Below are 21,540 nucleotides of genomic sequence, written 5' to 3'. Positions count from 1 at the left end.
GCGTCGGAGGATTCCCGCGGACGTCGTCCCCGGCACCGACGGGGCCCGGGCCACTGAGCCCGGGCCCCGGCGGTACCGGAGCCGCTCACACCGCCCGCCGCTCCAGGGTGACCCGGTCGATCTCGGTGCCGGTGTCGGTGATCGTCCGCAGGGTCATCGTCGTGACCTGGCCGGGCCCGGGCGGCGGGACGACGTCCACCGTCACGTAGGCGTAGTCGAGGTAGCGCGCCTGGGACCAGTCCACCGCGTCCGGGACCTTCGCGTCCTCGCCGACGGCCTGGTAGCTGACGACGTTCACCCCGCTGTCCGGGCCGGTGTTGCCGCGGTAGCGGTCGGTCTCGTTCGGCTGCCAGGTGTAGCGGGGCCGCCCGCCGGAGCCGACGCAGACGTAGGTGGTGCCGTCGGTCTGCGGGCGCACCGTCGCGCCGTCCGGGGCCTGCACGGTGGAGCGGGCCGCCCGGATCGGGTTGCTCCGCTCGTACTGGTGGTTGTGACCCTGCAGCGCGAGGTCGACGGAGAACTCGTCGAACAGCGGTGCCACCGCCGCGCGCACCCCGGCGTCGGAGGCGTGGCTGCCGGAGGTCGCGAAGGCGCAGTGGTGGAAGAACGCGACGACGAAGTCGATGCCGCTGCCGGCCGCGCGCATGTCGGTGAGGGTCCGGCGCAGCCACGCCAGTTGCGAGCCGTTCGAGTAGCCCGCGTTCGTCGGGATCTCCATCGACAGGTCGTTCGCGTCGACGCTGATCACCCCGACGTTGCCATAGCGCATCGAGTACACGCTGGGGCAGGCGCTCGGGCCGTTCCGCGGCAGGTCGAGGCGTGCGGCGTGCCCGCCGTAGCCGTGGGTCGCCCCCCGCTTCACGTTGTCGTCGTAGAGCGCCTCCATGTCGTGGTTGCCGGTCGCGAACATCCACGGCGTGGTGGCGGCGCTGCGCTCGATCAGCCCGAAGTACGTCGTCCAGACCGTCGGGTCGAAGCTGTCGAACCCGGTGGGCGACTTCGAGGTGCCGGTGGAGCGCACGACCTGCCCCTCGCCGGACGGGTCGGCGTAGCAGATGTCGCCCGCGAGCAGGTGGAACGCCGGGCGGGTCCCGGCGATCCGGTCGACCATCGAGGTCGACGGCGTCATGGTGCGCCGCGTGTCGTCCGGCTTGTAGTAGGCGTTGGTCATGCCGCCCAAGCCGCTCGGCGGGACCATGTCCACGCCCTGGTCGGCGAACGCGGTGAAGCTCCACGGGGCGGTGGGCGTGCGGGGCGCGGTGCGGAAGGTCGCCGTCGGAGTGGTGGTCCCGTCGGCGAGCCGGAAGCGGTAGTCGTAGGCCTGGCCGGGCTCGAGGCCGTTCGCGAGCGCGTGCACGAAGTACTGGTCGCTCGCGCGGATCGAGCCGTCGGCCTGCGGGACCTGCGAGACGAGGTGCCGGACCTCCACCGGGATCGTCGCGCCGAAGGTCCCGTTCTGGCCGAGGTCGACGACGATCGTGCCCTGCGGCGGCGCGGTCAGCTCGCCGGACATCGCCATCGCCTTCATCGGGTCGTTCCCGAACGCCAGGTGGCGCCCGACGACCGACACCGGGGCTTGCGCGGCCGAGGCGCACGCCGCGAGGGTCCAGGGGGCGGAGGCGAGACCGAGCGCCGCGACGACGCCGGAACCCCGCTTGAGCGCGCTGCGCCGCGACACCGGGTGGCGGCCCAGGAAGCCCGAGATCCAGTCGTGCTGCTCGGCAACCGTCATGTGCTCCGCGAGGTGCGCGGGGACGCCGACGTCGGGGGCCTGACCACGGGGGGTGCGCGTCACGACGGGAGCGTCACCCGGCAACCGATCGTGCGCATCCGAAACCGGGCGAACACGAGGTGAACACGGGTCGTGAAGAGGACGAAACGGGCGGTGACCGGGAGGTCACACCGGGACCCGTCAGAATGGACCGATGAGCCCCGTCACCCGTCTCCTGCGCCGCGGGATCGGCCTCCCGGCGCCGCGTACGCCCCGGGTGCGCGTGGTCCGCGACGTCGCCGTCCCGATGCCCGACGGCGCGGTGCTGCGGCACGACCACCACCGGCCCGCCGGGGTCGGGCGCGGCCCTGTCGTCCTGGTGCGCAGCCCGTACGGCCGGGCGGGCTGGGCGGGCCTGGTGTTCGGCCGGCTGGTGGCCGAGCGCGGCTACCAGGTGGTGGTGCAGTCGGTGCGCGGGACCGCGGGCTCGGAGGGTGAGCTGTCCCCGTTCGACGAGGCCGACGACGGGGTCGCGACGGTGCGCTGGCTGGTCGCCCAGCCCTGGTGCGACGGGCGGATCGCCACCCTCGGGCCCAGCTACCTCGGGATCACGCAGTGGGCGCTCGCACCCGAGGCGGGCGAGGCGTTGCGCGCGATGGGCACCCTCGTCACCGCGTCGCAGTTCCGCGACCAGACCTATCCGGGCGGCGCGTTCTCGCTCGACAACGCCCTGTCGTGGGGCGCGATGATGACGCACCCGGGTCTCGGGGAGCGGCTGGTCGAGGCGGTGCGCCACCGGGTGCAGGCCGGGTTCGGGACGGTGCCGCTCTCGCAGGCCGACCTGGTCGCGGCCGGGACGCCGATCGACTTCTTCCAGGACTGGCTGCGCGAGGACGACCCGGACTCCGCCTACTGGGCCAAGCGCTCCTACGCCGCGGGCGTCGGCGAGGTCGGCCGCCGCGGCGTCGCGATCAGCATGACCGGCGGGTGGCAGGACATCTTCCTGCCCTGGCAGCTGGCCGACCACGCCGCACTCCGCGCCGCCGGCGCCCGCCCGCTGCTGCGCATCGGCCCGTGGGTGCACACCACGCCGGCCGGGATGGCGGCCGGCATCCGCGACGCGCTGCGCACCTTCGACGAGACCTTCGGGCACTCCGTTCCCGACGACGGGGCCCGGGTCCTGCTCGAGCTCTCCGGTGGCGGGGGTGAGCGACGGCTGGCCGACTGGCCGCCGGAGCACACCGTCGAGCAGGCCTTCTACCTGCGCACCGACCACGGCCTCGGCACCGAGGCCCCGTCGTTCCCCACCCGCGACGACGCGTACTGGGCCGGCACCCGCATCGTCTACGACCCGAACGACCCCACACCCGCCGTCGGGGGCCCGATCCTCTCGGGCCGCTCGGGTCCCCGCGACCAGACCGCCCTCGAGGCGCGCGACGACGTCGTCGTCTTCACCGGTCCCGTGCTCGACGCGGACCTGGTCGCCCTCGGGCCCGCCCGCGCGACGATCCACGTGCGGGCCGAGGTCGAGCACCTCGACGTGTTCGTGCGGGTCTGCGACGTCGACCCCGCCGGTCGCTCGGTCAACGTCACCGACGGCATCCGGCGCCTCCGGCCCGGGGTCCCCGCGGCAGCCGACGACGGCACCGTCCCGGTGGAGGTCGAGCTCTGGCCGGTCGGGCACCGGTTCGCGGCCGGGCACCGCGTGCGGGTCCAGATCTCCGGGGGCGCCCATCCCCGCTTCGCGCGGCACACGGGCACCGGGGCCCCGCTCGGGGACGGGCGGGTGCTCGTCGCGCGGGAGCGGGAGGTCCTCCACGACGCCGCGCACCCCTCGCACGTCGTGCTGCCGGTCGAGCCGGGGCACTGATCCGGCTCGGGACGGCCGTGGCGGGGATGCGCCGCGTGCACCGCTAGTATCCCGGCGCCGCCGGCGCGTCCGGCGGGGCGCGGCGGACGCCCTCCCCCCGGGAGTCCGCGGTGTCGAGCGGGCCGGCCGCCCCCCTGGCCGGTCCGCTCCCCGGACTTCTGTCTCACACCGCGACGTGCGTGATCGGGTCCTTGCGTCGCGTGGACCCGGGCTGAAACGCTGATCGGACTCGATGTCCTCCGGTTCAGCCCGCAGCCGCGATGACGAGGCTCGAACACCCGTGTCCCGTGCTGCGGCCCCGCCGCGCCCGGACGCGGTGGCGGGAGGCGGGACATGGCGCCCACGTCCATGGTCCACAGCACCGAGGAGACGGATTACCGGACCCTCGCTCCACTCCTCGCCGAGCACGCCGGCTGCGCGGCCGACGATCCGCGCCGGGCCGACCTGCGCTCGCGCCTCGTCGTCGCCTACCTGCCGGTCGCGCACAACATCGCCCGCCGGTTCGCGCGCCGCGGGGAGCCGACCGAGGACCTCGAGCAGGTCGCGACCGTGGGCCTGATGCACGCGGTCGACCGCTTCGACCCCGGCCGGGAGCGGGACTTCCTGTCCTACGCGGTGCCGACGATCATGGGTGAGGTCCGGCGCTACTTCCGCGACTCGGCGTGGTCGGTGCGCACCCCGCGCAGCGTCAAGGACCGCTACCTCGCCGTCGGCGGGGCCACCGCGGCGCTCTCCCAGCGCCTCGGCCGGGCGCCGACGGCCGCGGAGATCGCGGAGCATCTCGGCATCTCCCGCGAGGAGGTCACCGAGGCGGTCTCGGCGCACGGCTCCTACCACCCGGCGTCGCTCGACGAGACCCTCGGCGAGGGCGACGACTCCTCGCTGGTCAACGTGCTCGGCACGGTCGACCCGGAGTTCGACCGGGTCGAGGTGCGGGCCCTGGTGCACGGGCTCGTGGAGTCCCTGCCGCAGCGGGAGCGCACCATGCTCGCGCTGCGCTTCGTCCACGAGCAGACCCAGGCCGAGATCGCCGCCGTGCTGTGCATCTCGCAGATGCACGTCTCCCGCTTGCTCGCACGGACCCTCGCGCAGCTCCGCGCCCAGGTGGAGGCACAACGCCGCGCCGACGACGACGAGGGCCCACTCATCGCCGTGTAGCGATCCCCGTCCGGGCGGATGACGTGACGCCGGGCGGGTACACCGTCCCGTGCTCCACGGACTCCCCGCTCGGGCGTGGGACCGCGTCCGGCAGGCCTCGGGGCGGATCGTCCTCGACGGCGCCGTCGCCATCGTCGCGTTCCTGCTCGCCCAGCTGATCCTGCGCCAACCCGCGCCGATCTTCGCTCCGATCGCGGCCGTCGTCTGCCTGACCGACTCCCCGGCCGACCGGGGGCCGCGCGCCCTGCGGCTGCTCCTCGGGGTGGTCGCGGGCGTGGTGGTCGGTGAGCTGGCGAAGCTGGTGATCGGGAGCGGCTGGCTGCAGGTCGGGGCAGCGGTGGTGGTCGGGATGCTCGTCGTGACGCTGGGGAGCATCAACCCGCTCACCCTGCTGCAGTCGGGGATCGCCGCGCTGCTCGTCGTCGGGATCGGGTCGTCGCAGGCCGGGTGGACGCGCCTGGCGAGCGCGCTGATCGGGGGTGCGCTGGCGCTGCTCGTCAGCCAGGTGCTGGTCTCGCCGAGCCCGACGCGGCAGTTCGGGGATGCGGTGTCGACCGCCCTGCGCGGGATCGCGGACGGTCTCGACGACGTCGTCGGCGCCCTGCGGTCGTCGGGGTCCGACGCGGCCGACCGTGCACGGCGCGCGGCCGAGGGTCTGCGCGGCGGGCACGGCGACGTCGCGAGCCTGCTCGACGCCCGCACCACGTCGAACCGGCTCGCCCGGACGACGCTGCGCGGACGCCGCGAGCGGGCCTCGCTGGAGGCGATGCTGGACCGGTTCGTCGGCCTGGAGTACGTCCACGCCGGGTCCGTGCTGCTGGCCCGGACGGCGGCCGAGGTGACCGACCGCGGCGATCCGATCCCGGACGATCTCACCGACGGCGTCGAGGCCCTCGCGGGCGCGGTGCGGTCGATGGCCGACCACCCGCGGCAGACCGATCCTCCGGCGAGCACCCGCGACGTCCACACCGTGGCCGGGGAGATCGCCCGGACCGACCCGGACGCCCACCGCCCCGGCGCCGCCCGGCTCGCCACCCAGCTGCACCTGCTCGCCGAGGACGTCACCGCGCTCACGAGCACCCCGTCCTCGGCGGGCGCGTCACCCTGAGCCGCAGCCCCGCCCGTGGGCGTTGCGCGACGCACACGCCTCGGGCGGGTCGGTCTTCCGGCGATCGACGTTGCGGGCCGCATACGGCTGGTCCGGGTCGTTCGACCCGCGGTCGGCGTTGCGCGGCGCACAGGGGTGCGGCTCGATCGGACGGCTGACCGGGTCCTCGGGACGCGGATCCCGAGGCCGGCTGTCGTGGCAGGCGGTGGTGGTGCGTGGCGCATAAGGCGCGCGACCGGGGCCGGACGGCTGACCGGGTCCTCGCGACGCGGACCTCTCGAGTTCGGGGCGAGGTCCGCTCGGGTGGCGCGCCCCGCACACCCACGGCGACCCCGTCCGCACACGGGACCGCGACGAGCGAGCACCGTCGGCGGTTCCGATCGCCCCGATCCGCCGCGAGTGCTCGATGATCATGACGGCAGGTGCTCCGACCGGGCAGGATGCGTCCTCGTGACCGCACCGGACGCCCCGGAGTTCGAGGACGCGGCGGACGAGCTCTACGGGCTGCACCCGGACCGGTTCGTGCCGCGGCGCACGGAGCTGGTGAAGGCCGCCAAGGCCGCGAAGGACAAGGAGACCGCCACCGCGATCGGGGCGCTGCGCAAGCCGTCGCTCGGAGCGTGGCTGGCGAACGTCCTGGCCCGGGAGTCGCCGGACGAGGTCGGCGCGCTGGAGGACCTCGGGGGCCACCTGCGCGAGGCCCAGGAGTCGTTGTCCGGCGACGCGCTGCGGACCCTGACGAAGCAGCGACGCGACCTCGTCGGCGCCCTCGTCGCGCGCGCCCGCAAGCTCGCGCGGGAGGACGGGGAGAAGGTCGGCGACTCGGTGGCGCGCGACCTGGAGCAGACCATCGCGGCCGCGCTGGCCGACCCCGACGCCGCGCGCGCCTTCGCCGCCGGCCGGCTCACGACGGCCCTGGAACCCGGCGTGGGGTTCGAGGGGGGTTCGTCGGCCCGGAGTGCCGGGGGCACGGGGACCCGGCGCCCTCCACCGCCGCGGGGCACCCGACCGGCACCGACCCGCCGTCGGGAAGAGCCGGAGGAACCGGAGGACGAGGGTCCGGACCCGGCCGAGGAGGAGCGGGCGCGCGCCCGCGAGGAGGCCGAGCGGGCGGTCGAGCGGGCGCGCGAGGCCCGCGACGACGCGGCGCGGGCCGCCGAGCGGGCCCGGCACCGGGCGGAGCAGGCGGAGGGCGACCTCACCGAGGCCGCGGAGTCGGCGCGGTCGCTGCGCGAGCGGCTGGAGCGTGCCGAGGCCGAGGAGACGAGCGCCCGGGAGACCCGCGACGGCGCCCGGCAGGCCGCGGAGGAGGCCGACACCGCCGCCGACGAGGCCCGCCGCGCCCTCGACCAGGCGGAGGCCGAACGCGCCGACCTGGAGTGAACGCCCGCCCTCAGCGCACCGGGCGCTGCGTCCGGTGCGCGGTCGGGGCGCCGAGGGCGCGGGAGATGCCGCGGGCGGCCGCCCGGACGGCCGGGACGAGGGTGCGCGGCTCGATCCCGCCCGGCGACGACGGGGAGGGCACGACCACCGAGATCGCGGCGACGACCCCGTCGCTCTCCCCGCGCACCGGCGCGGCCACCGACAGCGAGGCGAGGTCGATCATCCCGTCGCACACGGCGACGCCGTCGCGGCGGATGCCGGCGAGCGTCCGGCGCAGCACCGTCGGGTCGGTGACGGTGCGGGCCGTGAACGACGTGAGCGGCGCGGCGAGCACCGCCTCCTGGACCGCGGGCGGCGCGAACGCCAGCAGCACCTGCCCCACCCCCGTGCCGTGCAGTGGCCACCGTCCCCCGATGCGCGAGAGCAGCCGCACGGCCTCGGGGTGGGCGAGCCGCTCGACGTAGACCCCCTCGTGGCCGTCCCGCACGGCGAGCTGCACGTTCTGGCGGGTCGCTTCGTAGAGGTCCTCGAGGTAGGGCATCGCGCGTTCGCGCAAGCCGACGCTGCGGGGCGCGAGCGAGCCGACCTCCCACAGCCGCAGCCCGATCCGGTAGGCACCGTCGGTCCCGCGCTCGAGGGCACCCCAGCCGGCGAGCTCCCCGACGAGCCGGTGGGCGGTGGAGACCGGCAGCGACGCGGCGCGGGCGATCTCGGTGAGGGTCAGCGCGGTGTGGTCGTGGTCGAACGCCTCGAGGATCGTGAACACCCGCCCGGTGACCGTCTCACCCCCGCCCGGCGCCGCGCGGCGCGCCTTCGACGAGGTCAGGCCACTGCCCCCGGGCAGGCCGGGACGTGGTGGGCGTCCGACGGGACGTGACGGACCCGCCTCCACCGCATCGGTCACCCGTAGCTCCTCTGCTTCCGGTGGACGGAAGCCAGCCTCTCGCAGGCCGGGGATCCCCGCCACCCTGGGCGGCGTGAGCCCAGCACCACCCGAGCGCGGACGCAGCGAGCAGGACGAGGTCACCGACGCGATCCGCGAGGCCGCGCTCGTCGCCCCGCAGCGCGGCGGGCATCCCGACCGCGCCTACGCGCCCTACCGGTCGACGGCGCTGCGGTCGCCGTCCCAGCCGCTCGTCGTCGCGCCCGCGAGCCTGCTCGAGCAGACCGCCCCGGTGTTCGGGGCGAAGGACGTCGCCGCCACGGACGCCGACCTGACGGTGCACTCCACCGGCGAGCCGCTCGGCGAGCGCATCGTGGTCACCGGGCGCGTGCTCGACCGGGACGGCCGCCCGGTGCGCAACCAGCTCGTCGAGGTCTGGCAGGCGAACGCCTCCGGCCGCTACGCCCACGACGGCGACCGGCATCCCGCCCCGCTCGACCCGCACTTCACCGGGGGCGGCCGCTGCCTGACCGACGACGACGGGCGCTACCGGTTCGTGACGATCAAGCCGGGCGCCTACCCGTGGCGCAACCACCACAACGCGTGGCGACCGGCGCACATCCACTTCTCGCTGTTCGGCACGGCGTTCACCCAGCGCCTCGTCACGCAGATGTACTTCCCGGGCGACCAGCTGTTCGCGCTGGATCCGATCTTCTCCTCGGTCACCGACGAGAAGGCCCAGCAGCGGCTGATCGCCCGCTACGACCACGACACGACCGTCGCCGAGTGGGCGCTGGGCTACCAGTGGGACATCGTCCTGGACGGTCCCGGCGCCACCCCGCCCGACCCGGACGAGGTGTGACGATGACGCTGGACCCCTCCCCCTCGCAGACCGTCGGCCCGTTCTTCGCCTTCGGCCTCCCGTTCGACGGCGGCGGCGACGTCGTGCCGCCCGGCACCGCGGGCGCGATCTCGCTGCACGGCACCGTGCGCGACGGGGCCGGTGCTCCCGTGCCCGACGCGCTGCTGGAGTTCTGGCAGGCCGGCCCGGACGGGCGCATCGCGGCGCGCGCCGGCTCCCTCGTGCGCGACGGACGCTCGTTCACGGGGTTCGCCCGCGTGCCGACCGACCGCAGCGGCGACTACGTGATCCGCACGCTGCGCCCGGGCCCGGTGGCCGGGAGCGCCGAGGCGCCGCACCTCGCCGTCACCGTCTTCGCCCGGGGGCTGCTGCACCACCTGTTCACCCGCGTGTACTTCCCGAACCACACCGAGGCGAACGCGGCCGACCCGCTGCTGTCCGCGCTGCCCGAGGAGCGCGCGGCGACGCTGATGGCGATCCCCGACGGCTGGTTCGGCGGGCCGGGCTACCGGTTCGACGTCCGACTGCAGGGCCCCGGGGAGACGGTGTTCCTGGACCTGATCTCCGAGGCAGGGGCGGTGCGGTGACCACGCCGGACCGGACGACGGTCGCGATCGTCGGGGGAGGGCCGGCCGGTCTGCTGCTCGCGCACCTGCTGCACCGGCGAGGCATCGACTCCGTGGTGCTGGAGTCCCGCCCGCGCGAGCGCGTGGAGTCCCGGCAGCGCGCCGGGATCCTGGAGCACGGCACGGTCGACGCGCTGCGCGAGGTCGGCGCCGATGCGCGGATGGACGAGAAGGGGCTCCCGCACGACGGGTTCGCGTTCCACGTGCACGGCGAGCGCGTCCACGTGGACATGGCCGAGCTGACCGGTCGCGCGGTGATGATCTGGGCGCAGACGGAGGTCGTGAAGGACCTCATCGCGCTGCGCCTCGAGCAGGGCGAGCGGTTGCTGTTCGACACCGAGGTCCTGGCCGTGGAGAAGGTCGACGGGCCGCTGTCGCGCGACGGCGAGGCGCTGGTGCGCTACCGGAGCGACGACGGGGCGGAGCACGAGCTGCGCGCGGACGTCGTCGTCGGCGCCGACGGGTTCCACGGGGTCGCCCGCCGGGCGGTCCCGGACGACGCGGTACGCACCTACGAGCGCGTCTACCCGTACTCCTGGCTCGGGATCCTCGCGGACGCCCCGCCGTCGTCGGACGAGCTGGTCTACGCGCGCCACGAGAACGGCTTCGCGCTGCTGTCGATGCGCTCGCCGAGCGTCACCCGCGCCTACCTGCAGGTTCCCAACGGCACCGACCCGTCGTCGTGGTCGGACGAGGAGATCTGGGACGAGCTCGCGACGCGGACCGCGCTGGGCGACGGGTCGTTCACCCTGAACCGCGGCCCGATCACCGACAAGAGCGTCACGCCGATGCGCTCCTTCGTCGCGGAGCCGATGCGCCACGGCCGGCTCTTCCTGGCCGGCGACGCCGCGCACATCGTGCCGCCGACCGGCGCGAAGGGGCTCAACCTGGCCGTCGCGGACGTGCGCGTGCTCGCGTCGGCGATCGGCGCCTGGCGGGAGAGCGGGGACGAGTCCGGGCTGGACGCGTACTCCGAGGTGGCGCTGCGGCGCGTCTGGCGGGGCGAGCACTTCAGCTGGACGATGACGACGATGCTGCACCGCGCCCCGGACGCGGACCCGTTCGACGAGCAGCTCGCGCTGTCGCACCTGCGGCTGATCGCGGAGTCGACGGCGTACCGGACCTCGATCGCGGAGAACTACCGGGGTGTGCCGCTGGCAGGTGAGCACTAATCCGTGTCCAGACACGGAATAGTGCTCACCTGAGCTTGCTCACATGGCGGTGTACCGGTCCACCAGACCCGACGTCGCGACCATCGTCGTGAAGCGGGCGACGCCGGGGATCTGCGCGAGCGTGCGGCGCAGCAGCACGTCGAGGGCGTGCACGTCGGCGACGTCGATCCGGAGCAGGTAGTCGACGTCGCCGGTGACGTGGTGGCAGCTGACCACGCCGTCGAGGTCGACGATCCAGCGCTCGAAGCGGTCGACGGTCTCCGCGGTGTGGTCGACGAGCACCACCGACAGGTGCACGACGAGCGCCCGGTCGATCGCCGCCGGGTCGAGCACCGCCCGGTAGCCCCGGATCACGCCGTCGGCCTCCAGCCGGCGCAGGCGACGCTGCGCCGAGGACGGTGAGGCGTTCACGGCCTCCGCCAGGTCGGACAGGCTGGAGCGCCCGTGATCGACGAGGTGAGCCAGGATCAACCGGTCGACGCGGTCGAGCTGGGTGGATCGTCCCGTGTTCGGCACCGTCACGGGAGAATCATGCACTCCTCGGCCATGAGTGTCGGGAATCCGCCCGGCATCGCCCACCATGATCGGCGCATCCTGGGATCATGACGAGGAACGTGGCCCTGGTGGCGATGGTCGTCGCCGGCGCGGCGTGGGGAGCGGTGTTCGTGGCGCCCGGCCTGGCGCCCCTGGCTCCGGCGCTGCTGCTCGCGACGGGACGGTTCGTGGCGTTCGGGGCGGTCTCGCTGCCCCAGGTGCGCCGGGTCCTGCGGGCCGACGTCCCGTGGGGACGCGTCATCGCCCACGCGCTGACCGGCTCGGTGCTCTACTACGCCCTCGTCGCCGTGGCCGTCCGGCTCGCCGGGCCCACCGTCGCGGTCGCGACGATCGGGCTGGTCCCCGTCGTCATGGCCCTGATCTCGGCACGCGGGACGGGTCGGGTCGCGGGCCTGGTCCCCGCCCTCGGGCTGGTCGCGCTGGGCCAGGTGCTGCTGCACGTGGGCCCGGGGCAGGACTGGTCGCTCGAGGCGCTCGTCGGGCTCGGCCTCGCGGTGCTCGCCCTGATCTCCTGGTCCTGGTACGGGCTGGACTCCCACCGGCTGCTGCACGACCGCCCGGAGCTCGCCCCCGTGCTCGCGGCCGCCCAGGGGCTCGCCGCCGGCGTGCTCGCCCTGCCGGCCGCGGTCGCCCTGCTGCTGATCGACGGCGTCCCGGCCCAGCCCGTGCGCGCCCTCGTCGTCGTGCTCTTCCTCGGCCTGGTCAGCTCCTGGCTCGCGGTCCGGCTCTGGCACGCGGCGTCCGGGTACCTCTCGCCGGTGCTGGTCAGCCAGCTGATGGCGCTGGAGACGGCGTGGGGCTTCGTGTTCGCGGCGTTCGCGGAGGGCGGCGTCCCGGGACCGCTGCAGCTGGCCGGGGAGATCACCCTCGTCGGTGGTGTCGTGCTCGCCGTCCTCGTGGACGCGCGGCGGTCCCGGCGGGAGGCACGCCGTGCAGCCTCGGTGCGCGAGCGCGTGCCTGATTATCAGGTTTCCTGTTAATCTCCTCCACCATGAGCACGCCTCCGGAGTTCGGCACCGTCGCGATCGAGCTCGGGGAGGGTCCGGACGAGGTCGGCATCGGCTGGCTGTTCTTCGACCGGCCGGACAAGCGCAACGCCATGAACCCGACGTTGAACCGCGAGATGATCGCGGCGCTGGAGTGGCTCGAGGCGGCCGACGAGGTCCGGGTCGTGGTGCTCACCGGCCGCGGCGAGGCGTGGTCGGCGGGGATGGACCTCCAGGAGTACTTCCGCGAGGTCGACGCCGCCCCGCCGCACGTCGAGCTGCGCGCCCGGCGCGACTCCGCGGAATGGCAGTGGCGCCGGCTCATCCACTTCGCGAAGCCGACGATCGCGATGGTCAACGGCTGGTGCTTCGGCGGGGCGTTCACGCCGCTGGTGTGCTGCGACCTCGCGATCGCCGCGGAGGACGCGTCCTTCGGGCTCTCCGAGGTCAACTGGGGCATCCCGCCCGGCGGGCTGGTCTCCCGCGCGCTCGCCGAGACGATCCCCGCCCGCGACGCACAGTGGTACGTCATGACCGGGGAGCGCTTCGACGGCCGGCGGGCCAGCGCGATGCGGCTGGTCAACGAGGCCGTCCCGGGTGACCGGCTGCGCGCGCGGACCGTGGAGGTCGCGGGCAGGCTGGCGGGCATGAACACCCACGTGCTGCGCGCGGCGAAGGTGGGCGTGAAGAAGGTCCGGCAGATGTCCTGGGACGTCGCCGAGGACTACCTCTACGCCAAGCTCGACGCGGCCACCGGGCACGACCCGGAGCAGGGCAAGCAGCAGGGCCTCACCCAGTTCCTCGACGACAAGACCTACCGCCCCGGCCTGGGGGCGTACGAGAGGCCATGACACCGCCGCCGGGTCTGGGGAGCTGGACCGCCCGCCGCGCCCGCAGCACCCCCGAGCACGTCGCACTGGTCCACGGCGACTCGCGCACGACCTACGCCCAGCTCGACGACCGCGTCCGCCGCCTGGCCGCCGGGCTGCGCGGCCTCGGTGTCGAGCCGGGGGATCGGGTCGCGTACCTCGGGCCGAACCACCCGGCCTTCGTCGAGACGATGTTCGCGACGACGGCCCTGGGCGCGGTGTTCGTCCCGCTCAACACGCGCCTGGCCGCCGACGAGGTCGCGTTCGCCGTGGCCGACACGGAGCCGCGAGTGCTGGTGACCGCCCCCGACGTCAGCAGTGCGGCCATGCTGACGTCCAGTGGCAGCATGGCCGCAGTCACGACACTCGAGGTCGGCGGCACCCACGACGAGGTGATCGCCACGAGCGACCGCGCCGACCCCGTCGTCACCGATCCCGACGACCTCGCGGTCCTGATGTTCACCTCCGGCACGACCGGGCGGCCCAAGGCGGCGTGCCTGACCCACGCCAACCTGACGTGGAACGCGCTGGACGTCGTCGTGGACGTCGACCTCGCGAGCGACGAGGTCTGCCTGCTCTCGGCCCCGCTCTTCCACGCCGCGGCGCTCGGGATGACCTGCCTGCCGGTACTGCTCAAGGGCGGCACCCTCGTGCTCGAGCAGGCCTTCGACCCGGAGCGCACCCTCGACCTCGTCGAGCGGGAGGGCGTGACGATCATGTTCGGCGTCCCGACCATGTTCGCGGCCCTCGCCCGCACTCCCCGCTTCGCCGACGCCGACCTCTCCGGGGTCCGCTACCTGCTCTGCGGCGGCGCGCCGGTCCCGCCGAGCCTGCTCGACACCTACGCCGACCGCGGACCCGCCTTCCTGCAGGGCTACGGGATGACCGAAGCAGCGCCCGGCGTCCTGCTGCTCGACCCGGCGCACGCCCGCTCCAAGGCCGGCACGGCGGGGCGCCCGCACTTCTTCACCGACGTCGCCCTGTCGCCCTCCGGCGAGATCCTGGTCCGCGGCCCGCACGTCGTGCCCGGCTACTGGCGGCGTCCCGAGGAGACCGCCGCGGCCTTCACCGACGGTTGGTTCCGCTCCGGCGACGTGGCGGAGATCGACGACGAGGGCTTCCACCGCATCGTCGACCGGGTCAAGGACCTCTACATCTCCGGCGGCGAGAACGTCTCGCCCGCCGAGGTCGAGGGCGTGCTCACGAGCCATCCCGACGTCCTCGACGCCGCCGTGGTGGGGGTTCCCGACGACCGGTGGGGCGAGGTCGGGCACGCGTGGGTCGTCCTCGTACCCGGCGCCGCGACCACACCGGACGACCTCGTGGCCTGGCTCGACGGCCGGCTCGCGCGCTTCAAGACGCCGCGCACCGTCGACGTCGTCGACACCCTGCCCCGCAACCCGACCGGCAAGCTCGACAAGCCCGCGCTGCGCCGGTCACTGGGCCAGTGAGGCGCGTGCCGCGTTCAGGTAGGAGCGGAAGCGCTCGCGCTCGTCGTCGCCGAGCCCGGTGAGCATCCGCTCCTCGATCGCCGCGACCGGCTCGGCGTAGCGCGCCAGCAGATCCTGCCCGGACGGGGTGAGGGAGATCAGCAGTTGGCGGCGGTTGTCGGGGTTGCGGCGGCGCGTGATGAGGTCGCCGCGCTCGAGGGCGGTGACCAGGTCGGCCATCGCCTGCGGGGTGACGAAGGAGTTCCGCGCGAGCTCGGCGGAGGTGAGCCCGTCGCGCGCGGCGAGGACGGTCAGCGCGGTGTACTGCAGGGCCGTGACCCCGGAGTCGCGCAGCAGCTCGTCGAGCCGTGCGCGCACGATCAGCTCGACCTGCTTGACCGCGTAGAGCAACGACGGCCGCGGCCGGGCGGCGGTGCGGGACCCCTGACTCACCCGGAGGATCCTCGCACGTTCCGGTCCTCGGGAGGTCCCGCGCGCGCCGCACCCCGGCGGGTGAGAATGTGCGGCGCTCCCCGTGAACGCCTGGAGGTCCGACGTTGCCAGCTCCCGTCGCTCCGCTCGCCCGTACGCCCCTGCTGCGCGCGCTGCTCGAGGGCGGCCTCGACGATCCCGACGCCGTCCGGATCGCCGACACCGCCTTCTCCGGCCCCGAGCTGCTGGGCGCGGCCGCGGTCGTCGCCGACGAGATCGCCGAGCGCCCCGACGCCGCGTCACCGGTGGCCGTGCAGGCGACCGCGAGCGCCGAGACGGTCGTCGCCGTCGTGGGCTGCCTGCTCGCCGGCGCCCCCGTCGTGCCGGTGCCGCCCGACTCCGGCCCCGCCGAGCGGGCCCACGTCCTGACCGACTCCGGGGCCTCGACCTGGTTCGGCGAGAAGCCGCGCGACGTCACGCTCCCGGCCCGCCGGGTCGACCTCTCCCGCCGGGCGGGCCACGAGGTCCGGGAGGCGTCGGGCGACGGGCCGGCCCTGATCCTCTACACCTCGGGCACCACCGGGTCGCCCAAGGGAGTGCTGCTCTCCGCCGACGCGATGGCCGCGGGCCTCGACGGGCTCGCCGACGCGTGGGCGTGGACCGACGCCGACACCCTCGCCCACGGGTTGCCGCTGTTCCACGTGCACGGCCTGGTGCTCGGGGTGTTCGGCGCACTGCGCGCCGGCTCCCGGCTGGTGCACACCGGTCGTCCGACGCCGGAGAACTACGCGAGGGCGGTCTCCGAGCACGGCGGTTCGCTGCTGTTCGGGGTGCCGACGGTGTGGTCCCGGATCGGGAACGACCCGTCGTCGGCGGCCGCGCTGTCCGACGCCCGGCTCCTGGTCAGCGGCTCCGCGCCGCTGCCGGTCCCGGTGTTCGAGCGCATCCGCGAGCTGACCGGGCAGGCTCCGGTGGAGCGCTACGGCATGAGCGAGACCATGATCACCCTGGCCGTCCGGGCCGACGGCGAGCGGCGCGCCGGCTGGGTCGGGGTGCCCGTAGACGGCGTCGAGGCGCGGCTGCGCGCGGTGACCGAGGACGACTCCGGCGAGGCCGTGCCGACCGACGAGGACGTGCCGGCCGACGGCGAGTCGATCGGCGAGCTGCAGGTCCGCGGCGCGTGCCTGTTCGACGGCTACCTGAACCGCCCGGAGGCGACCGCCGGGACGTGGACCGACGACGGCTGGTTCCGGACCGGCGACGCCGCCGTGGTCGACGCCGGCGGCTACCACCGCATCGTCGGCCGGCGCTCGGTCGACCTGATCAAGTCCGGCGGGTACCGCGTCGGTGCCGGCGAGGTGGAGACCGCACTGCTGGCCTTCGAGGGGATCAGCGAGGCGGCGGTCGTCGGCGAGCCCGACGAGGACCTCGGGCAGCGCATCGTCGCGCACGTCGTCTGTCCCGACGGCCCGGTGGACACCCAGGCCGTCATGGACTTCGTCGGGGAGCGCCTGTCGAAGCACAAGCGGCCCCGGGAGGTCGTCGTCACCGACGAGCTCCCGCGCAACGCCATGGGCAAGGTGCAGAAGGCCCGGTTGCGTCGGAACTGACCTCCCGCGGCGTGCGCCGACTACGCTCGGACGCGGAGGAGGTGGGACGTGTCGGACGAGGAGCTGATCGTCGCGTTCGCCCTGACGCGCCTGGACCACCCGGACCTGGACCTCGAGGAGATCGCGGCCCTGCTGGTCCGCCGGCTCGGACCGGACCGCATGCTGGACATGGCCTCGCAGAACCTCGCCGACCGCGGTGAGCTGCGTGGCCCGCTGTTCGCGGCGGCGGCCGTGGAGCGGGTGATGCGCGTCGTGCTGACGTTGCGCGACGCGCCCTAACCGGTCGCGCGCAGCTTCGCGAGCCGCTCCTCGCGGGGCCACCGGACGTTCCACGCCCACCCGAGCTTCTCGAACACCGCGATGGTCCCGGCCGAGAGGTCGATCTCCCAGCGCCCGACCCCGTGGCGCGCGGACGTCGGGTCGGCGTGGTGGAGGTTGTGCCAGGACTCGCCCATGGACAGCAGGGCCAGCGGCCACACGTTGGTCGAGCGGTCGCGCGCCTTGTAGGGACGCTCGCCGACCATGTGGCAGATCGAGTTGGTCGACCAGGCCACGTGGTGCGACAGGCACACCCGCACCAGCCCCGACCAGAAGAACGCGGTGAAGGCGCCCCACACCGACCACGTGGCGAGCCCGCCGATCGCCGCCGGGACGACGAACGACGCGGCGGTGATCCAGCCGAACGCCCGACTGACCCGCACGACGTCGGGGTCGGCGAGCAGGTCCGGGCAGTAGCGCTCCTGGCTGGAGAGATTGCGCTCCAGGATCCAGCCCATGTGCGCGTGCCAGAACCCCTTGGCCAGCGCGGCCGGGGAGGTGCCGTAGCGCCACGGCGAGTGCGGGTCGCCCTCCTTGTCCGCGAACGCGTGGTGCCGGCGGTGGTCGGCGACCCAGTGCAGCACCGGGCCCTGCACCGAGAGCGAGCCCGCGACGGCGAGGGCGATGCGCAGGCCGCGCCCGCACCGGAAGGCCCCGTGGGTGAAGTACCGGTGGAAGCCGACGGTGACGCCGAGCATGGAGATCACGTACAGCACGACGGCGAGGCCGACGTCGAGCCAGGTCAGGCCCCAGCCCCAGGCCAGCGGCACGGCCGCGAGCAGGGCGACGAACGGCACGATGACGACGAGGTAGGTCATCACGTGCGGGGCGAGCGGGCGGCGATGGACATGGATCGTCGTCATCGAGTGGCCAGGTTAGTGGCCGCGGGCGAACGGCGCGGGGCGCACACGGAGCAACCGGGCCGTCTGTGCGTGAACGGACGGTGGGCCTGCTCACACGGCCATCCGGAGGTCGCACCGGCGCCCGCGCCCGGGGTATCACTGGGCGATGTCCGACCACGGGAGCGGCGACCGATGACCGACCTGTCCCTCGCCCGGACGCGGGCCCGGGAGCGAGCGCGCACCGTCGGGATCGTGGCCGAGGCCGCGGACGAGCAGACGACCCTCGCCGCGATCGGCCGTGCGCTGCGCTTCCCCGACTACCACGCCACCAGCATCGACGCGCTCGCCGAGAGCGTGCGCGACCTCTCGTGGCTGCCGGTGGGGCCCGTGGAGCTGATCTGGGCGGACGGGCCCCTGCGCGACGCCGACCCGCGGACCCACCGCCTGATCCAGGAGATCCTCCACGGGGCCAGCGGCACGGAGGGCGAGCGGCCGTTCCGGGTCACCCGCGTGTCGTAGCGGACATCGAGTAGGGTGATCGTCGTGCAGCGCTGGTACCGGTTTACGTGCCCGGCCCGGGAGGGGTCGGCGGGTAGACCGCTGCGCTAGACCCCATCCCCGCGAGCCGGACCCCGGCTCGCGCGGCACGGTGGCGGGCTCGGGTCCGGCAGGACCCTGGAGCCTTCGATGACCGCCCTTCTGGACAGTCGGCCGCTCGACGGCGCGCGCACGGCCGCCGTCACCCCGCTGCCGTCCCCCGCGCTGCTGCGCCACGAACTGCCCGCCTCCGCCGACGTCGCCGAGTCCGTGCACCGCGGGCGCGACGGCGCCGAGGCGATCCTGCGCGGCGAGGACGACCGTCTGCTGGTCGTGGTCGGTCCGTGCTCGATCCACGACCCGGACGCCGCCCGCGAGTACGGCGCGCGCCTGGCCGCGCAGGCGGAGCGCCACGCCGACCGACTGCACGTGGTGATGCGCACCTACTTCGAGAAGCCGCGGTCGACCGTGGGCTGGAAGGGCCTGATCAACGACCCGGGGATGGACGGCTCCTTCGACGTCGCCCGGGGCCTGCGCACCGCCCGCGCGCTGATGCTCGACCTGGCGGCGCTCGGCCTGCCGCTGGGCTGTGAGTTCCTCGACCCGATCACCCCCCAGTACCTCGCCGACCTCGTCTCCTGGGGCTCGATCGGGGCTCGGACCGCCGCGAGCCAGGTGCACCGCCAGCTCGCCAGCGGCCTGTCGATGCCGATCGGGATCAAGAACGGGACCGACGGCGACGTCGGGGTCGCGATCGACGCGGTGGGGGCCGCGGCGGCGCCGCACGCCTTCATGGGCGTGACCACCGAGGGGCTCGCCGGACTCATCACGACGACGGGCAACGCCGACGCGCACCTCATCCTGCGCGGCGGCTCCGGCGGACCCAACTACGACGAGACCTCCGTCGCCGCGGCGTGCTCGGCGCTGCGGGCGAAGGGCCGTGCGGGCCGCGTGGTCGTCGACGCGAGCCACGGCAACTCGGGCAAGGACCACCGCAACCAGCCCGCGGTCGTGGCCGACCTCGCCGGCCAACGGGCCCGGGGCGGGCCGGTCGCCGGGGTGATGGTGGAGAGCTTCCTCGTCGAGGGGCGGCAGGAGATGGGACCGGACATGGTGCGCGGCCGCAGCGTGACCGACGCCTGCGTGGGCTGGGAGACGACGGTGTCGCTGCTCGACGAGCTCGCCGCGGCCGTCCGGTGACGGGGACGGCTGAACCGATCCGGCCCTGCCGTGTGACCGATCGCGCGTGAACCGGTCCGGCCTGACCGTTCTACGATCCCGGCCATGACTGCACCGGAGGCGCCCGAGGAGCTCGTGCTCGCGGGCGAGTTCGCGACGCCGACGCGCGACGCGTGGCGCGAGCTCGTCGCGGGGGTGCTCGCGAAGTCGGGCCGGGAGGTCGACCCGGCCGACGCCGAGGCGGCGATCGCCACCGCCACCGACGACGGGTTCTCCATCGCGGCGCTCTACACCGCCGAGGACGCGCCCGGCGTGCCGACCGGCGCGCCGGGGCTCCCGCCGTTCACCCGCGCGTCGCGGCCGGAGGGCCACGTCGCGGACGGCTGGTACCGCCGCCAGCGCCACGCCCTGACCGACCTGGAGGGTGCGCACGACGTGGTCATGGCCGAGCTGGAGAACGGCGTCTCGTCGCTGTGGCTCGTGCTCGGCGAGGCCGGCGGGCCGCCCGTCGACGCCCTGCCGCGGCTGCTCGACGGCGTGTTCCTCGACCTCGCCCCGGTCGCGCTCGAGGCCGGCCGCGACACCCCGGAGGCCGCCGCGGCCCTGCTCGACCTGGCCCGCGCCGGTGGCGTGACGACGGCCCTGGGCGGCTCGCTGGGCTACGACCCGCTCCTCGCGCGCACCCGCGGCGGCGGGCCGCTGACCGACGCCTACCGCTCGGCCCTCGTCGACCACGCACGGACCGCCGCGGAGAGCCACCCGCACCTCGCCACGGTCGTCGCCGACGGGCTCCCCTTCCACGAGGCGGGCGGCTCCGACGGGCAGGAGCTGGGCGCCGCGCTCGCCGCCGGACTCCACGCGGTGCGCCTGCTCGACGACGCGGGGCTGTCGGTGGACGACGCCTTCGCCCGCGTCGAGTTCCGGTTCGCCGCCACCGCCGACCAGTTCGCCACCCTCGCGAAGCTGCGCGCCGCGCGCCGCTGCTGGGACCGCATCGGGTCGGTCGCGGGGGCGTCGGAGCCGGCCCGCGCGATGCGCACCCACGCCGTGACCTCGCCGGCGATGCTCACCGGCCGCGACCCGTGGGTGAACATCCTGCGCACCACGGTCGCCGCGGCGGGGGCCGGCCTCGGCGGCGCCGACGCGGTCACCGTGCTGCCCTTCGACTCCGTGCTCGGCCTGCCCGACGACTTCTCCCGCCGCATCGCCCGCAACACCCAGGCGCTGCTGCTCGAGGAGTCGCACCTCGCGCACGTCATCGATCCGGCGGGCGGCTCCTGGTACGTCGAGTCGCTCACCGACGCCCTCGCGCACGCCGCCTGGGACGTGTTCACCGGGATCGAGCGCGACGGCGGGATCGAGGCCGTGCTGGATCCAGACGAGCACGCCGATAGGGGTTCCCTGGCGTCGGCGCTCGAGGACACCTGGACCGCGCGGGCCGACCGGATCGCGCACCGGAAGGACCCGATCACCGGCGTCAGCGAGTTCCCGAACCTGCACGAGACGCTGCCCGAGCGCGCCGCCCCGCCGTCGGGAACGGGCGACCAGCAGGGCGGCCTGCCGCGCCGCCGCTACGCCCAGGTCTTCGAGGACCTCCGCGACCGCAGCGACGCGGCCCCGCAGCGTCCGACCGCCTTCCTCGCCACCGTGGGCGCGCTCGCGCAGTACACGGCGCGGGCGTCGTTCGCGACGAACCTGCTGCACGCCGGCGGGGTCGACGTCGTCGAGGGCCCGGGCGGCACGGAGATCGACGAGATCGTCACGGCGTTCCGGGAGGCGGGCACGCCGATCGCGGTGGTCGCGTCGTCGGACAAGGTCTACGCGGAGCACGCGGCGCCGCTCGCGTCGGCGCTGGCCGAGGCCGGCGCCACCCGCGTGATCCTCGCCGGCTCGCCGCGCACCGAGGGCCTCACCTCCGAGGACTCGACGGCGCTGACCGGGTACCTGTACACCGGGTGCGACGCGGCCGCGCTGCTGACCGACCTGCTCGACGAGCTGGGAGTCTGAAC

At 74.8% G+C, this 21,540-nt stretch carries 20 protein-coding genes; 15 read left to right on the top strand and 5 right to left on the bottom strand.

Annotated elements, in window-relative coordinates:
• Positions 1 to 85: 85 nt before the first annotated feature.
• Positions 86 to 1,795 (bottom strand): metallophosphoesterase, encoded by a 1,710-nt coding sequence (locus QRT03_RS17520; protein ID WP_286054215.1) that lies wholly within the window; start codon positions 1,793 to 1,795, stop codon positions 86 to 88.
• Between the two features lie 130 nt (positions 1,796 to 1,925).
• On the opposite strand from QRT03_RS17520, the gene QRT03_RS17515 reads away from it, so the two are divergent.
• The 4 genes from QRT03_RS17515 (at position 1,926) to QRT03_RS17500 (ending at position 7,230) form a co-directional block, all read left to right on the top strand.
• Positions 1,926 to 3,581 (top strand): CocE/NonD family hydrolase, encoded by a 1,656-nt coding sequence (locus QRT03_RS17515; protein ID WP_286054214.1) that lies wholly within the window; start codon positions 1,926 to 1,928, stop codon positions 3,579 to 3,581.
• A gap of 333 nt (positions 3,582 to 3,914) precedes the next feature.
• A complete protein-coding gene (locus QRT03_RS17510; RefSeq protein WP_286054213.1) occupies positions 3,915 to 4,739 on the top strand; it encodes a SigB/SigF/SigG family RNA polymerase sigma factor in 825 nt (274 codons plus the stop codon).
• 49 nt (positions 4,740 to 4,788) lie between these two features.
• A complete protein-coding gene (locus tag QRT03_RS17505) occupies positions 4,789 to 5,847 on the top strand; it encodes an FUSC family protein (RefSeq protein WP_286054212.1) in 1,059 nt (352 codons plus the stop codon).
• A 450-nt stretch (positions 5,848 to 6,297) separates the two neighbouring features.
• Positions 6,298 to 7,230 carry a hypothetical protein gene (locus QRT03_RS17500; protein WP_286054211.1) on the top strand — a complete coding sequence of 311 codons (933 nt, stop codon included), beginning with the start codon at positions 6,298 to 6,300 and terminating at the stop codon, positions 7,228 to 7,230.
• A 10-nt stretch (positions 7,231 to 7,240) separates the two neighbouring features.
• Here the strand turns inward: QRT03_RS17500 and QRT03_RS17495 are convergent, their stop codons facing one another.
• Positions 7,241 to 8,056 (bottom strand): IclR family transcriptional regulator, encoded by an 816-nt coding sequence (locus tag QRT03_RS17495; protein WP_425604864.1) that lies wholly within the window; start codon positions 8,054 to 8,056, stop codon positions 7,241 to 7,243.
• A 208-nt stretch (positions 8,057 to 8,264) separates the two neighbouring features.
• Between QRT03_RS17495 and pcaH the strand changes: the two genes are divergently transcribed.
• Genes pcaH through QRT03_RS17480 form a run of 3 tightly spaced genes read left to right on the top strand, consistent with a single transcriptional unit; the run spans position 8,265 to position 10,773 of the window.
• Positions 8,265 to 8,975, top strand: coding sequence for a protocatechuate 3,4-dioxygenase subunit beta (pcaH, locus tag QRT03_RS17490; RefSeq protein WP_286054395.1), 711 nt, complete (start codon positions 8,265 to 8,267; stop codon positions 8,973 to 8,975).
• A 2-nt stretch (positions 8,976 to 8,977) separates the two neighbouring features.
• On the top strand, positions 8,978 to 9,562 hold the full coding sequence (pcaG, locus tag QRT03_RS17485; RefSeq protein WP_286054209.1) for a protocatechuate 3,4-dioxygenase subunit alpha: 585 nt from the start codon (positions 8,978 to 8,980) through the stop codon (positions 9,560 to 9,562).
• Positions 9,559 to 10,773 carry a 4-hydroxybenzoate 3-monooxygenase gene (locus QRT03_RS17480; protein WP_286054208.1) on the top strand — a complete coding sequence of 405 codons (1,215 nt, stop codon included), beginning with the start codon at positions 9,559 to 9,561 and terminating at the stop codon, positions 10,771 to 10,773. Before pcaG ends, QRT03_RS17480 begins: the two co-directional genes overlap by 4 nt.
• 39 nt (positions 10,774 to 10,812) lie before the next feature.
• On the opposite strand, the gene QRT03_RS17475 is transcribed toward QRT03_RS17480, so the two are convergent.
• Positions 10,813 to 11,295 (bottom strand): Lrp/AsnC family transcriptional regulator, encoded by a 483-nt coding sequence (locus QRT03_RS17475; RefSeq protein ID WP_286054207.1) that lies wholly within the window; start codon positions 11,293 to 11,295, stop codon positions 10,813 to 10,815.
• Positions 11,296 to 11,375: 80 nt separating this feature from the next.
• On the opposite strand from QRT03_RS17475, the gene QRT03_RS17470 reads away from it, so the two are divergent.
• The 3 genes from QRT03_RS17470 to QRT03_RS17460 are packed head-to-tail and all read left to right on the top strand — an operon-like array spanning position 11,376 to position 14,634.
• On the top strand, positions 11,376 to 12,308 hold the full coding sequence (locus QRT03_RS17470) for a DMT family transporter (protein WP_286054206.1): 933 nt from the start codon (positions 11,376 to 11,378) through the stop codon (positions 12,306 to 12,308).
• Positions 12,309 to 12,319: 11 nt separating this feature from the next.
• On the top strand, positions 12,320 to 13,165 hold the full coding sequence (locus tag QRT03_RS17465) for a p-hydroxycinnamoyl CoA hydratase/lyase (RefSeq protein WP_286054205.1): 846 nt from the start codon (positions 12,320 to 12,322) through the stop codon (positions 13,163 to 13,165).
• A complete protein-coding gene (locus QRT03_RS17460) occupies positions 13,162 to 14,634 on the top strand; it encodes an acyl-CoA synthetase (RefSeq protein WP_286054204.1) in 1,473 nt (490 codons plus the stop codon). The genes QRT03_RS17465 and QRT03_RS17460 overlap by 4 nt, the downstream gene beginning before the upstream one ends.
• Here the strand turns inward: QRT03_RS17460 and QRT03_RS17455 are convergent.
• The gene (locus QRT03_RS17455) at positions 14,620 to 15,066 is read right to left on the bottom strand and encodes a MarR family winged helix-turn-helix transcriptional regulator (protein WP_286054203.1); all 447 of its coding nucleotides are present in this window, start codon (positions 15,064 to 15,066) and stop codon (positions 14,620 to 14,622) included. The genes QRT03_RS17460 and QRT03_RS17455 overlap by 15 nt on opposite strands.
• A gap of 104 nt (positions 15,067 to 15,170) precedes the next feature.
• On the opposite strand from QRT03_RS17455, the gene QRT03_RS17450 reads away from it, so the two are divergent.
• Together QRT03_RS17450 and QRT03_RS17445 are read left to right on the top strand one after the other, a co-directional pair.
• Positions 15,171 to 16,655, top strand: a complete 1,485-nt coding sequence (locus tag QRT03_RS17450; RefSeq protein WP_286054202.1) for an acyl-CoA synthetase — start codon at positions 15,171 to 15,173, stop codon at positions 16,653 to 16,655.
• 48 nt (positions 16,656 to 16,703) lie between these two features.
• Positions 16,704 to 16,934 carry a hypothetical protein gene (locus QRT03_RS17445; protein WP_286054201.1) on the top strand — a complete coding sequence of 77 codons (231 nt, stop codon included), beginning with the start codon at positions 16,704 to 16,706 and terminating at the stop codon, positions 16,932 to 16,934.
• Here the strand turns inward: QRT03_RS17445 and QRT03_RS17440 are convergent.
• Complete coding sequence (locus QRT03_RS17440; RefSeq protein WP_286054200.1) at positions 16,931 to 17,836, bottom strand: acyl-CoA desaturase; 906 nt, start codon at positions 17,834 to 17,836, stop codon at positions 16,931 to 16,933. The genes QRT03_RS17445 and QRT03_RS17440 overlap by 4 nt on opposite strands.
• A gap of 171 nt (positions 17,837 to 18,007) precedes the next feature.
• Here QRT03_RS17440 and QRT03_RS17435 point away from each other — a divergent pair, with 171 nt between their 5' ends.
• The 3 genes from QRT03_RS17435 (at position 18,008) to QRT03_RS17425 (ending at position 21,538) form a co-directional block, all read left to right on the top strand.
• Positions 18,008 to 18,334 (top strand): barstar family protein, encoded by a 327-nt coding sequence (locus tag QRT03_RS17435; protein ID WP_286054199.1) that lies wholly within the window; start codon positions 18,008 to 18,010, stop codon positions 18,332 to 18,334.
• 168 nt (positions 18,335 to 18,502) lie between these two features.
• Positions 18,503 to 19,552: a 3-deoxy-7-phosphoheptulonate synthase gene (locus tag QRT03_RS17430; protein ID WP_286054198.1), complete on the top strand. Its 1,050-nt coding sequence runs from the start codon at positions 18,503 to 18,505 to the stop codon at positions 19,550 to 19,552.
• Positions 19,553 to 19,636: 84 nt separating this feature from the next.
• The gene (locus QRT03_RS17425; RefSeq protein ID WP_286054197.1) at positions 19,637 to 21,538 is read left to right on the top strand and encodes a methylmalonyl-CoA mutase family protein; all 1,902 of its coding nucleotides are present in this window, start codon (positions 19,637 to 19,639) and stop codon (positions 21,536 to 21,538) included.
• Positions 21,539 to 21,540: the final 2 nt, after the last annotated feature.

The organism is Actinomycetospora termitidis, assembly GCF_030286555.1.
GTDB lineage: Bacteria > Actinomycetota > Actinomycetes > Mycobacteriales > Pseudonocardiaceae > Actinomycetospora > Actinomycetospora termitidis.
This window is presented reverse-complemented; position numbering and strand designations above follow the sequence as displayed.